Source organism: Cronobacter turicensis (genome assembly GCF_041222865.1).
In the GTDB taxonomy this organism is placed as follows: domain Bacteria; phylum Pseudomonadota; class Gammaproteobacteria; order Enterobacterales; family Enterobacteriaceae; genus Cronobacter; species Cronobacter turicensis.
Map to the genome: position 1 here is coordinate 3,679,647 of NZ_CP165997.1, position 12,806 is coordinate 3,692,452.

11 protein-coding genes, 1 pseudogene and 1 other annotated feature are annotated in these 12,806 nt (G+C 57.4%); of the genes and pseudogenes, 3 read left to right on the plus strand and 9 right to left on the minus strand.

What is annotated here, in order from left to right:
* Positions 1-53 precede the first annotated feature (53 nt).
* The 3 genes from AB8W27_RS17570 to tal all read right to left on the minus strand — a co-directional run bounded on the left by AB8W27_RS17570 (position 54) and on the right by tal (position 3,132).
* Positions 54-1,355: an MFS transporter gene (locus AB8W27_RS17570; protein WP_012815223.1), complete on the minus strand. Its 1,302-nt coding sequence runs from the start codon at positions 1,353-1,355 to the stop codon at positions 54-56.
* 127 nt (positions 1,356-1,482) lie between these two features.
* Positions 1,483-2,070 (minus strand): molybdopterin adenylyltransferase, encoded by a 588-nt coding sequence (mog, locus tag AB8W27_RS17575; RefSeq protein WP_012815222.1) that lies wholly within the window; start codon positions 2,068-2,070, stop codon positions 1,483-1,485.
* A 108-nt stretch (positions 2,071-2,178) separates the two neighbouring features.
* Complete coding sequence (gene tal, locus AB8W27_RS17580; protein WP_012815221.1) at positions 2,179-3,132, minus strand: transaldolase; 954 nt, start codon at positions 3,130-3,132, stop codon at positions 2,179-2,181.
* Between the two features lie 205 nt (positions 3,133-3,337).
* On the opposite strand from tal, the gene AB8W27_RS17585 reads away from it, so the two are divergent.
* Positions 3,338-4,762 (plus strand): sodium:alanine symporter family protein, encoded by a 1,425-nt coding sequence (locus AB8W27_RS17585; RefSeq protein ID WP_012815220.1) that lies wholly within the window; start codon positions 3,338-3,340, stop codon positions 4,760-4,762.
* A gap of 78 nt (positions 4,763-4,840) precedes the next feature.
* Entirely contained in the window at positions 4,841-5,614 is a 774-nt protein-coding gene (gene yaaA / locus AB8W27_RS17590; protein ID WP_012815219.1) for a peroxide stress protein YaaA, read from the plus strand.
* Positions 5,615-5,665: 51 nt separating this feature from the next.
* Here the strand turns inward: yaaA and thrC are convergent, their stop codons facing one another.
* From thrC to yjjY, 6 genes and pseudogenes are all read right to left on the minus strand, one after another.
* Entirely contained in the window at positions 5,666-6,955 is a 1,290-nt protein-coding gene (thrC, locus tag AB8W27_RS17595; RefSeq protein ID WP_012815218.1) for a threonine synthase, read from the minus strand.
* Between the two features lie 3 nt (positions 6,956-6,958).
* Positions 6,959-7,888, minus strand: coding sequence for a homoserine kinase (gene thrB / locus AB8W27_RS17600; RefSeq protein ID WP_007765983.1), 930 nt, complete (start codon positions 7,886-7,888; stop codon positions 6,959-6,961).
* A gap of 1 nt (position 7,889) precedes the next feature.
* Positions 7,890-10,352, minus strand: a complete 2,463-nt coding sequence (thrA, locus tag AB8W27_RS17605) for a bifunctional aspartate kinase/homoserine dehydrogenase I (RefSeq protein WP_012815217.1) — start codon at positions 10,350-10,352, stop codon at positions 7,890-7,892.
* A 25-nt stretch (positions 10,353-10,377) separates the two neighbouring features.
* Positions 10,378-10,495: a sequence feature (Thr leader region), on the minus strand.
* Positions 10,434-10,502, minus strand: a complete 69-nt coding sequence (gene thrL / locus AB8W27_RS17610) for a thr operon leader peptide (protein ID WP_071601047.1) — start codon at positions 10,500-10,502, stop codon at positions 10,434-10,436. (Overlaps the previous feature by 62 nt.)
* A gap of 211 nt (positions 10,503-10,713) precedes the next feature.
* Positions 10,714-11,400, minus strand: a complete 687-nt coding sequence (locus AB8W27_RS17615; protein WP_041923172.1) for a tRNA/rRNA methyltransferase — start codon at positions 11,398-11,400, stop codon at positions 10,714-10,716.
* 394 nt (positions 11,401-11,794) lie between these two features.
* Positions 11,795-11,936, minus strand: a pseudogene (yjjY, locus tag AB8W27_RS17620) (protein YjjY).
* A gap of 97 nt (positions 11,937-12,033) precedes the next feature.
* Here yjjY and arcA point away from each other — a divergent pair.
* Positions 12,034-12,750 carry a two-component system response regulator ArcA gene (gene arcA, locus AB8W27_RS17625; RefSeq protein ID WP_007675752.1) on the plus strand — a complete coding sequence of 239 codons (717 nt, stop codon included), beginning with the start codon at positions 12,034-12,036 and terminating at the stop codon, positions 12,748-12,750.
* Positions 12,751-12,806: the final 56 nt, after the last annotated feature.

Consider the following 12,806-nt stretch of genomic DNA (forward strand, 5'->3'; position numbering starts at 1 on the left):
GGTACGACGTTTCTTCTTTCCGTGCCCCCTCCGCCCTCTCAACACCTGCCGCATTACGGCTGCGCTGCCGCCACTCCTCTGGATTCAGCCCGCGGCTTTCGTCCAAGCCACACGCCCAGCCCAAGCCCCATAATGGAAAGCGCCAGTACATACCACGCGGGCGCCATCGGCGAGACGCCCATCAGCATCGTTACCGCCACCGGCGTCAGCCCGCCGAAAATGGCGTACGCCACGTTGTAGGAGAACGAAATGCCGGTAAAGCGCACCTCTGCGGGGAATGCGCGCACCATCACGAAAGGCACAGCGCCTACCACGCCGACGCACAGCCCTACCACGCCGTAGAGCAAAAAGAGCTGCTCCGGGTGCGAGCCGGAAAGGTGATAAAACGCCCAGCTGGAGGCTGCCAGCAGCACGCTGCCCACGATAAACGTCCGGCTGGCGCCGAAACGATCCGCGGCAAGCCCTGCGATAAGACAGCCGACGCAGAGCATAATCGTCGCGATGCTGTTGGCCTGTAACGTCACCGCTGGCGCAAAGCCGTACTGTTTTTGCAGCCACACCGGCGACATCAGAATAACGACCACAATCCCCGCCGACAGCAGCCAGGTGAGCAGCATGGAAATGACCACCGCCTGGCGATGTTTCACCACCACCGCTTTCACCGGCAACTCCTGCACCAGCGCTTTGCGCTGCTGCATCTCAAGGAAAATCGGCGTCTCCTGGAGCCAGCGACGCAGGTACATCGCCACCAGACCAAAGGCCCCGCCAAGCAGGAAAGGAATACGCCAGCCGCCGTCATGAATGGCCTGCTGCGTCATGCTGGTATTAATGATAGTGGCGACCACGGAACCGAGCAGAATGCCTACCGTCAGGCCCGCCGTGAGCGTGCCGCAGGCAATGCCGATGCGTTTTTCCGGCACGTGTTCAGCAACGAACACCCACGCGCCAGGCACTTCGCCGCCGATAGCCGCGCCCTGCAAAATGCGCATCAGCAACAGCAACACGGGGGCGGCTATGCCCATCGCGGCGTAATCCGGCAGCAGGCCTATCAGCAGCGTCGGCACCGCCATCAGCAGAATGCTCAGGGTAAACATCTTTTTGCGCCCGACCAGATCGCCGAAGTGCGCCATGATAATCCCGCCCAGCGGTCGCGCCAGATAACCGGCGGCGAAGATCCCGAACGTCTGCACCTGACGCAGCCACTCCGGAATATCCGGCGGGAAGAAAAGCTCCCCCACCACGGCGGCGAAAAAGACAAAGATAATGAAATCGTAGAATTCCAGCGCGCCGCCAAGGGCCGCCAGCGTCAGCGTTTTATAATCCTGACGATTAAGAGGGCGTGTTTGCTGTTCCATAACGAACCGTTTGTAAAGAGGTTGGCGTGAATTAGCTTACTGCAAAAACGTAAACTAAAAGTGACTATAACGTTAAATCACCGCCACGCCACCCTCAAGCGACCTTTATGCCAGCAAAAGCAAATAATCAGTTTTTTACATCGCGAATTGCGCTTTTGGGACGAAATGCCGCTACTACATTCGCATTCGTCTCAATATATGGGCCATCCAGCAGCTGGATGCAGTACGGCACGCTGGCAAATATTCCTGCCACTTTGACCTTACCCTGTTCATCTTTCAGCCCTTCGAGCGTTTCCTGTATGGATTTGGGCTGGCCCGGCAGGTTAAGGATTAATGCCTGCTTACGTATCACGCCCACCTGGCGCGACAAAATCGCCGTCGGCACAAAGTTGAGGCTTATCTGGCGCATCTGCTCACCGAAGCCCGGCATTTCGCGATCGGCGATGGCGAGTGTGGCGTCCGGCGTCACATCGCGACGCGCAGGGCCGGTGCCGCCGGTGGTCAGCACCAGATGACAGCCCATTTCATCCACCAGTTCACAGAGCGTTTGTTCAATAAGCGGTTGTTCGTCAGGCACCAGACGGGTCTCCAGCACAAACGGGGTCGCCAGCGCCTGCGCCAGCCACGCTTCGAGTGCGGGAATGCCTTTATCCTGATAAACGCCGCTGGAAGCGCGGTCAGAAACTGAAACTAAGCCTATGCGTAACGTATCCATATCATTTCCGAAAATCAGTGCGGTTTTGCGAAATGATACACGCCAGCGGGGTTTGCAGACAGGGAGAGAACGCAAGAAACGTGGCCGGCGAAACCGGCCACGGGGGGATTACAGCAGCTCTTCGACCATTTTTTCCAGTTTTTCCTGGTCAATGGCGAACTTGCGGATACCGTCCGCCAGTTTGTCCACCGCCATCGGATCCTGGTTGTGCTCCCAGAAGAACTGGGATTCGGTCAGACGCGCCGGGCGCGCTTTCACGTCGCCGTTGAAAGCCAGTTTGCGCTCAACGGCACCTTCGCTTTCCGCCAGTTCTTTCAGCAGCGCAGGCGCGATGGTCAGACGGTCGCAGCCCGCCAGCTCAAGAATTTCGCCGACGTTACGGAAGCTTGCGCCCATCACGACGGTTTCATAGCCGTGCTGTTTGTAGTACTCGTAGATTTCCGTCACGGAAACCACGCCCGGATCTTCCTGCGGCGCGTACTCTTTCTTGTCCGTGTTGGCTTTGTACCAGTCGAGGATACGGCCCACGAACGGGGAGATCAGATACACGCCCGCTTCTGCGCACGCACGCGCCTGCGCGAAGGAGAACAGCAGCGTCAGGTTACAGTTGATGCCTTCTTTTTCCAGCTGTTCCGCCGCGCGGATGCCCTGCCAGGTGGAAGCCAGTTTGATCAGGATGCGATCGTTGCCGATACCAGCGTCGTTGTAGAGTTTGATCAGACGCTTGGCTTTGGCGATGCTGCCTTCGGTGTCATAGGACAGACGTGCGTCCACTTCGGTAGAGATACGGCCAGGGATAAGCTTCAGAATTTCCAGACCGATATTCACCGCCAGTTTGTCGGTGGCGTCCACAACCTGCTGCGCACGATCGCTGCTCTGGCTTTTCGCCCAGGTCACCGCGTCGTCAATCAGTTTGCGGTATTCAGGGATCTGCGCGGCGTTAAGGATCAGAGAAGGGTTAGTCGTGGCATCCTGCGGCTGGTACAGCTTCATTGCCGCGATATCTCCAGTGTCAGCAACCACGGTTGTGAACTGACGAAGGGAGGTCAATTTATCCGTCATGATAGTGTTTCTCTTTTGAACTACGTGTCAGGGAAGGTAATCGGTTTGCGGTGATGATAACACGAGACTTTTCGAGCGCAACCGGGGCAATCGCGTCGTCGCCATGTGATAAACTGCTTTTATTTCAGGCTCTGCTGTTTCAGGGAAGGCGTGTCGGCGACGTTGGCCACACGCGGAAAGCAGAGCAGCGCCAGGGGGAGCAGGCATGTCAGATTTTCTTCTATTTATCAGCGAAATATTATGGGAATCGGCCATGCTGTACCTGCTCGCAGGCGCAGGCCTCTGGTTTTCCTGGCGCACGCGGTTTATTCAGTTCCGCTACCTGCGCTATTTTCCGCGCGCGTTAAGCCGCAGCCTGCGCCCCTCCGGCAGCGGGCTGACGGCGTTTGAAGCGCTCTGCACCAGCATCGCCGCGCGCGTGGGCAGCGGCAATATCGCGGGCGTCGCGTTCGCCATCATCAGCGGCGGGCCAGGCGCGGTATTCTGGATGTGGGTCGCCGGCCTTATCGGTATGGCGACATCCTTTGCCGAAAACGCGCTGGGCCAGCTCTATAAAGGGCGCGACCGAGACGGCTACTTCCGCGGCGGCCCGGCCTGGTATATGGAGCGCGGGCTTGGCATGCGCTGGATGGGCGTGCTGTTTTCGCTGTTTTTAATCTTCACTTTCGGACTTCTCTTTAACGCCGCCCAGGCAGGCGCGCTCTCAAAAGCGCTCAGTAACGCGCTCACCCTCCCGGTATTTACCAGCAGTGGGCTGCTGGCCTTGTGCCTGCTGCCGATGCTAATGCTCGGCTTTAACCGCGTGGCGCGCCTGATGCGCTTTGCGGTGCCGCCGATTGCGGGCATCTGGGTTATCACGGCGCTGGTGGTGATGGTGATGCATATTTCTGCGCTGCCCGAGATCCTGTGGCTCATTGTTCGCAGCGCCTTTGGCTGGCATGAGGCGGCCTCCGGGGCCGTGGCCTGGACGATAAGCCAGGCGCTCACCAGCGGTTTTCAGCGCGGCATGTTCTCCAACGAAGCGGGCATGGGCGCGTCGCCTAACGCGGCCGCAGCAGCCACGTCCTGGCCGCCCCACCCGGCCGCGCAGGGCATCGTGCAGATGATTGGCGTCTTTGTCGACACGCTGGTTATCTGTTCGTCTACCGCGTTTATTGTGCTGCTGGCGAACCCTTCCCCGAAAGCGACCGATGGGCTGATACTGGCGCGCGAATCGCTGGGCCTGCTCGCGGGCCCCTGGGCGAAAGATCTGGTGGCGGGTGTGATTGTGCTCTTCGCGTTTATCTCTATCGTCGCGAATTACGCCTACGCCGAAAACAATCTGGTGTTTCTGCGCCGTTACACGCCCCCTTACCGCTGGCTGCTGCGCGCCGCGGTCATGGCGATGGTCTTCGCCGGGCCGTTCCTGAACCTTCAACTGCTGCGCCAGGTGGCCGAAGTGGCGATGGCGTTAATGGCGGTCATGAATCTCACCGCTATTTTGCTGCTCTCGCCCGTGGTGAAGTGTATTGCCGACGACTACCTGCGCCAGCGCAGGCTGGGGCTGAAGCCGGTGTTTAACTCAGACCGCTACCCGGAGATCGCGCGTCAGGTAGAACCGGAGGTCTGGCGCAGCGCGCCGCTGGAGTAAACCTCTTCAATCGCAGCCATTGGTTCACTTTGCGGCGTTCTTTGGTAGAGTTCCGGGAAAACGAAGAAAGGAAACGTCATGCTGATTCTTATTTCCCCCGCCAAGACGCTGGATTACCAGAGCCCGCTTGCTACAACGCGTTTCACGCAGCCTGAACTGCTCGATCAGGCGCAGCAGTTGATTGATGTCGCTCGCCGCTTAACCGACGAAGAGATAGCTTCTCTCATGAGCATCAGCAGCAAGCTGGCGTCGCTGAACGCCACCCGTTTTAACGACTGGCAGCCGGATTTCACGCCGGATAACGCCCGTCAGGCGATTCTGGCGTTTAAAGGCGACGTCTATACCGGCCTTCAGGCGGAAACCTTCAGCGACGCGGATTTCGATTTCGCTCAGCAGCATCTGCGGATGCTCTCCGGGCTTTACGGCGTGCTGCGCCCGCTCGATCTGATGCAGCCATACCGTCTGGAGATGGGCACGCGCCTTGCCAACCCGAAGGGCAACGATCTCTATACCTTCTGGGGCGAGACGATCACCCAAAAACTCAACGAGGCGATCGCCGCCCAGGGCGATAATGTGGTGGTGAATCTGGCGTCGGATGAATACTTCAAAGCGGTGAAGCCCGCAAAACTCAATGCGGAAATCATCAAGCCAGTGTTTCTCGATGAGAAGAACGGCAAGTTTAAAATCATCAGCTTCTACGCCAAAAAAGCGCGCGGCCTGATGAGCCGTTACATCATTGAACATCGCCTGACGACCCCCGAACAGCTCACGGCGTTCGACAGCGAAGGTTACTTCTTTGATGAAGCGGCCTCAGGCCGTAACGAACTGGTGTTTAAGCGCCACGAGCAATAAAAAAGCCGCCTGCGAGTCAGGCGGCTTTTCTCATCATGTCGCAGGCGCCGCTTACGGCGCTTTGCTCATCATAAACTCGCGCAGCGCGGCGAAATCCGCCGGCAACGAATGCGACAGCAGCGGCAGATCGACACGTTCGGCAAGCTCCGCCGGGAGTTCCAGCGTTTCACCAAGCACCTCTTCCACGCTCTCTTTGAATTTCGCCGGATGCGCGGTGCCGAGAAACAGACCGTACTCGCCAGGGCGCAGCTGATCGCGCAGCGCGCGGTAAGCCACCGCCGCGTGCGGCTCCGACAAATACCCCAGCTCGCGCAGTTCGCGCATGGTCGCCTTCGTGATTTCATCGTCGATGGTCGCAACACCCAGCTCGTTCAGACGCCAGATTTTACGGCGGAAGAGTTCTTCCACGCGCGGCCAGTTGTTCGGCTGTGACACATCCATCGCGTTCGAGAGCGTCGCCACCGTCGCATTCGGCAGCCATTCGCCATGCTGCAGGAAACGCGGCACCGTATCGTTGGCGTTCGTCGCGGCGATGAAACGCTTCACCGGCAGCCCGGCGGATTTCGCCAGCAGCCCGGCGGTCAGGTCGCCAAAGTTGCCGCTCGGCACCGATACCACCAGTTGATTGCGGGCCTCCTGCGGCAGTTGCGCGACAGCTTCAAAGTAGTAGCAAATCTGCGCCAGCAGGCGGCTGATATTAATGGAGTTAGCGGAGTTAAGGCCAAGTTTCGTTTTCAGCTCTTCGTCATCAAACGCCTGTTTCACCAGCGCCTGGCAGGCGTCGAAATCGCCGTCGATGGCGACCGTTTCGATATTGCCGCCGAGCGTACAGAACAGTTTTTCCTGCAGCGGGCTGATTTTGCCGCGCGGATAGAGGATAACCACCTGCACGTTTTTCAGACCATAAAACGCGTGGGCCACTGCCGCCCCCGTGTCGCCGGACGTCGCGGTCAGAATGGTCACTGGTTTATCGCCGCTGATTTGCGTCAGCATCTGCGCCATAAAACGGCCGCCGAAATCTTTAAACGCCAGGGTCGGGCCGTGGAACAGCTCCAGACAGCCGATATCTTCCGCCACCTGGCTTACCGGCGCCGGGAAGGTAAACGCCTTTTCCACGCGCTGACGCAGCGTGTCCGCCGGGATTTCATCGCCGATATAGGCCGAAAGAATTTTGCTGCTGCGGGAGACAAAATCCATCTCCAGCATTTCATCGATTTCAGTCAGACTGAATTCTGGTAAATCGTGCGGGAAAAAGAGCCCCTGATTTTTCCCCAGTCCCTGCGTGACGGCCTGCGCAAAGCTGACCTGTTCGTTATGATCTTTCAGATTATAAAGTTTCATGCGTTATCCCAGTACTCGTGCGCCAGCCGTGTCGAGACGGCAAATATGTACAAAGCCTTCCTGATTTTGCAGATAGTGTTGCTTCAGCCACTCCGCCACCCGCTGCGCGGTGTCGGTTTTATCGCAGACCGCGAACAGCGTCGGGCCGGAGCCGGAGATCCCGCAGGCCAGCGCCCCTGTCTCCGCCGCCGCCTGGCGCGCCTCGCCAAAGCCCGGCAGCAGTTTTGTGCGGTAAGGCTCGGCGATGACGTCACGCATCAGTTTAGCGGCAAGCTGCGGCTGGCGCGTATGGCAGGCGTGAATAAAGCCCGCCAGATAACGCCCGTGGCTGATGCAATCCTGACGGCGATATTGCGCCGGTAAAATCGCCCGCGCCTCGGCGGTGGAGACTTTGATCCCCGGATACGCCATCACCCACAGCCACTCGTCAAAGCACGGCACCGGCTGGCTGATAATGTTATTTTCTTCCAGCATCAGTTGCAGCCCGCCCAGGAAACAGGGCGCGACATTATCGTAATGAATGCTGCCGGAGATGCGCCCTTCCAGCTCGCCCATCAGCGTCAGCAGGCGGTCGTCGCTAAGCGGCTTGCCGCAAAATTCGTTCATCGCCATCAGGCCCGCGACCACAGAGCAGGCGCTGGAGCCAAGCCCGGAGCCTATCGGCATATTCTTTTCAAGCGTCATGGCGACCGGCACGGTTTTGCCGATCTCCTGACAAAACCGCTCCCAGCACTGCCAGGCGATATTTTCACGCGGCTCGGCGGGCAGCTTGCTGACGAAGCGCCCGGTGTTGGTGAGCGAAAATTCCGCCGCTGCTTCCACCGTCACGCAGTCGCCCAGCAGCTCGCCGTTCACCGGCGACACCGCAGCGCCTAATACGTCAAACCCCACGCTGACGTTGCCAATGGAGGCCGGGGCATACACTTTAACCATCTTAAACTCCTAACTTCCATGACAGGGTGCGCAGCAGATCGGCGAACACGCCCGCCGCCGTGACATCGTTGCCTGCGCCGTAGCCGCGCAGCACCAGCGGCAGCGGCTGATAGTAGCGGCTGTAGAACGCCAGCGCGTTTTCGCCGTTTTTCACTTTATAGAGCGGATCGTTGCCGTCGACGGCGGCGATTTTCACGCGACAGACGCCGTCTTCTTCAATGGTGCCGATATAGCGCAGCACGTTACCTTCATCGCGGGCCTGCGCCACGCGAGCGGCAAACTCATCGTCCAGTTGCGGCAGACGCGCCATAAAGCTTTCGGTATCGCCGCTGTCGTCAAAGCTTTCAGGCAGCACCGGTTCAATGACGATATCGCTCAGTTCAAGCTGACGGCCCGTCTCACGCGCCAGGATAAGCAGCTTGCGCGCCACATCCATGCCGGAGAGGTCGTCGCGCGGATCGGGCTCGGTATAGCCCATTTTGCGCGCCAGCGTGGTCGCTTCAGACAGGCTCATGCCTTCATCCAGCTTGCCGAAGATAAAAGAAAGCGAGCCGGAGAGAATGCCCGCGAAACGTTGCAGCTCATCGCCGGCATTCAGCAGGTTTTGCAGATTCTCGATAACTGGCAGCCCCGCGCCGACGTTGGTGTCGTAGAGGAATTTGCGGCGCGATGCGGCGGCGGCGTGACGAAGCTGGTGGTAGTAGGCCATCGACGAGGTATTGGCCTTTTTGTTCGGCGTCACGACGTGGAAGCCTTCGCGCAGGAAGTCGGCGTACTGATCCGCCACCGCCTGGTTGGAGGTACAGTCGACAATCACCGGGTTCAGCAGGTGGTATTCTTTCACCAGGCGGATCAGGCGGCCGAGATTAAACGGCTCGTTGGCCTCTTCCAGCGCCGCGCGCCAGTTCTCCAGATCGAGACCGTGAACGTTGGTCAGCAACGCGCGCGAATTGGCGACGCCGCAGACGCGCAAATCGATATGCTTCTGCTTAAGCCACGTCTGCTGACGCTTAAGCTGCTCCAGCAGCGCGCCGCCGACGCCGCCGACGCCGATAACAAATACTTCGATCACCTGATCGGTGTTAAACAGCATCTGATGGGTGACGCGCACGCCGGTCGTCGCGTCGTCATTACTCACCACCACAGAGATAGAGCGCTCAGACGAGCCCTGCGCTATCGCCACGATATTGATATTGGCGCGGGCGAGAGCCGCGAAGAATTTGGCGGAGATACCGCGCAGCGTACGCATGCCGTCGCCCACCACCGAGATAATCGCCAGCCGCTCCATGATGGCGAGCGGCTCCAGCAGCCCTTCTTTCAGCTCCAGATAGAATTCATCTTCCATCGCCCGCTGCGCGCGGGCGCAGTCGCTTTGCGGCACGCAGAAGCTGATGCTGTACTCGGACGACGACTGGGTTATCAGCACCACCGAGATCCCGGCGCGGGACATGGTCGCGAACACGCGCGCCGCCATCCCCACCATGCCTTTCATGCCGGGGCCGGAGACGTTAAACATCGCCATATTGTTAAGATTGCTGATGCCCTTCACCGGCAGACCGTCTTCATCGCTGGACGCGCCAATCAGCGTGCCTGGCGCCTGCGGGTTGCCGGTATTTTTAATCAGACAAGGGATCTGGAACTGGGCGATAGGGGTAATGGTGCGGGGATGAAGGACTTTAGCGCCGAAGTAGGAGAGCTCCATGGCCTCCTGATACGACATCGACTTCAGGAGCCTGGCGTCCGGGACCTGGCGCGGGTCACAGGTATAAACGCCGTCCACATCGGTCCAGATCTCGCAACAGTCGGCGCGCAGGCACGCCGCCAGCACGGCTGCGGAGTAGTCAGAGCCGTTACGGCCAAGCACGACCAGCTCGCCTTTGTCGTTTCCGGCGGTAAAACCGGCCATCAGGATCATATGATCCGCCGGGATTTTGCTGGCCGCGATGCGGCGGGTGGATTCAGTGATATCGACCGTCGATTCAAGGTAATGGCCGACTGCGAGCAGTTTTTCCACCGGATCAATGACCGTCACTTTGTGGCCGCGCGCCTCAAGCAGCGCTGACATGATAGCGATCGAGAGTTTTTCACCGCGACAGATCAGCGCCGCGTTGATGCTGTCCGGGCACTGGCCAAGCAGGCTGATGCCGTGCAGCACATGTTTGATCTGGGCGAACTCCTGATCGACCAGCGATTTCATCTGCGCATACGGGAATTGTGGCTGGGCGTCGCTGAGGCCTTTCAGCAGTTCGGCAAAGATACGTTCGGCATCGCTGATATTCGGCAGGGCATCCTGACCACTGATGGTTTTTTCAATCATCGCCACCAGATGGTTGGTGATTTTTGCGGGGGCAGAAAGAACGGTCGCTACCTGCCCCTGCCTGGCATTGCTCTCCAGAATGTCAGCGACACGCATAAAGCGCTCTGCGTTCGCGACCGATGTACCGCCGAATTTCAACACTCGCATGGTTGTTACCCCTTGATTTTATGCCGAAAAAAAAGCCCGCACTGTTCAGGTGCGGGCTTTTTTCAGTTTTTCCTGTACGCGTCAGCCCGCCCCGTTACCTGTGGTAATGGTGGTGGTAGTAATAATGGTAGTCAGGCTGATGCGGATCATGGATGTTGTGTGCTCTGTACTTTTCTGTTTTCTGTCCTGTATCTCTATTGGTTAAAGTAATCGTCAGGTTAAGTCAACGAATATTTCATTTACGCACCGTCCGAAACTTTCCCCATGGATACCGATAAAAGCCGCCTTAACGGCCCAAAAAACCGGCGTTCGCCCTGCCTGGTTAGCATTTAATGCTATGCCGTAGCGGCTTATCAGCATTTCAGACCGCGACTTTTTTTTCGATATCATGCAGCAAACGATGCAACATCGCGGTGTCGCGCTGCTCCAGCAGTCCAAGACGCTGCTGTAACCAGTCGGCCATTTTCAGGTCATCTTCCACGCCGAGCGTGGTCAGTAATGCGTCAATACGCAGGCGTAACGCTTTTAATTGCTGTTGATCCGCCTGCGGCGCCGCGGTGGGCGTATTTTGCATCAGCGCGGTTAACTGATAGCAGTACACCATCACCGCCTGGCCCAGATTCAGCGACGGATAGTCCGCCACCATCGGCACGCCGGTCAGCACATCGGCCAACGCCAGCTCCTCATTGGTCAGCCCCGAATCCTCACGTCCGAAGACCAGCGCCGTCACCGGCAGCCAGGCCGCTTTTTCTTCCAGCAGCGGCAACAGCTGTTGCGGCGTCGCGTAGTAGTGAAACTTCGCGCGGCTGCGCGCCGTGGTGGCAACCGTGAAATCCACATCTTCCAGGGCGGCGGCAAGCGTGTCGTAGCGCTTTGTATTATCAAGAATATCGCCTGCGCCGTGGGCGACGCGACGCGCCGCCGGGTCGAGATGCGCCGCGCTTTCAACAATACGCAGTTCGGTAAATCCCATGGTTTTCATAGCGCGCGCGGCGGCGCCGACGTTTTCAGGTCTGGCGGGAGACACCAGAATAATTGGCAAACGCATAAGGCTCTCAGTGATCCTGTGGTAGGGGTAAATATCAGCACGCTAATTAATACGCGTCGCGAATTTACATTTTATATACAATTTTGCCATAAAAGTGGCGGTAGAAAGGATAAACATTAGTTATGAATAAAACGCAAAGCGCGTGTTTAATCATGCCTTAAAATCGCCTTTATCAGGCTGTTTATCATCAATAAAAGCCATGTAAATTCCGCTTGCTTATCGGATTCACCTTGTTTATTAATTAAGAGGTGAAATTATCCGTGTTGTTATTTAAATGTAATCAAAGTTAGTTCTTCGCTGCGACGATCTCATCAAACTGTTAACGTGCTACAATTGAACTTGATATATGTCAACGAAGAGTAGTTTTATTGGGTGTTGGTATCGTATCATCCTGTTATGTTGCTGTTAAAATGGTTAGGATGACAGCCGTTTTTGACACCGTCGGGTCCAGAGGGAAAAGTACCCACGACCGAGCTAATGATGTTGTTGACGTTGATGGAAAGTGCATCAAGAACGCAATTACGTACTTTAGTCATGTTACGCCGGGCATGTTAATTTATGGCATGCATAAGGCAGGTCAGGGACTTTTGTACTTCCTGTTTCGATTTAGTTGGCAATTTTTAGGTAGCAAACATGCAGACCCCGCACATTCTTATCGTTGAAGACGAGTTGGTTACACGCAACACGTTAAAAAGTATTTTCGAAGCAGAAGGCTATGATGTGTCTGAGGCCACCGATGGCGCCGAGATGCATCAGATCCTCTCTGATAATGATATCAATCTGGTTATCATGGATATCAACCTGCCGGGTAAAAACGGCTTGCTGCTGGCGCGTGAACTGCGCGAGCAAGCCAATGTCGCGTTGATGTTCCTGACCGGCCGTGATAACGAGGTGGATAAAATCCTGGGCCTTGAAATCGGCGCCGATGATTATATCACCAAGCCGTTTAACCCCCGTGAACTGACGATCCGCGCCCGCAACCTGCTCTCCCGCACCATGAATCTCGGTACGGTGAGCGAAGAGCGCCGCAGCGTGGAAAGCTACAAGTTCAACGGCTGGGAGCTTGATATCAACAGCCGTTCGCTGATTAGCCCTAACGGCGAGCAGTACAAACTGCCGCGCAGCGAATTTCGCGCGATGCTGCATTTCTGCGAAAACCCGGGCAAGATCCAGACCCGTGCGGAACTGCTGAAGAAAATGACCGGTCGCGAGCTCAAGCCGCATGACCGTACCGTTGACGTGACCATCCGTCGCATCCGTAAACATTTCGAGTCCACGCCGGACACCCCGGAAATCATCGCCACCATTCATGGCGAAGGTTACCGTTTCTGCGGCGATCTGCAGGAATAAGGCGTTTCGGCGCAACGCAAAAAGGGCGGAAATTCCGCCCTTTTTTATTGCCTGTA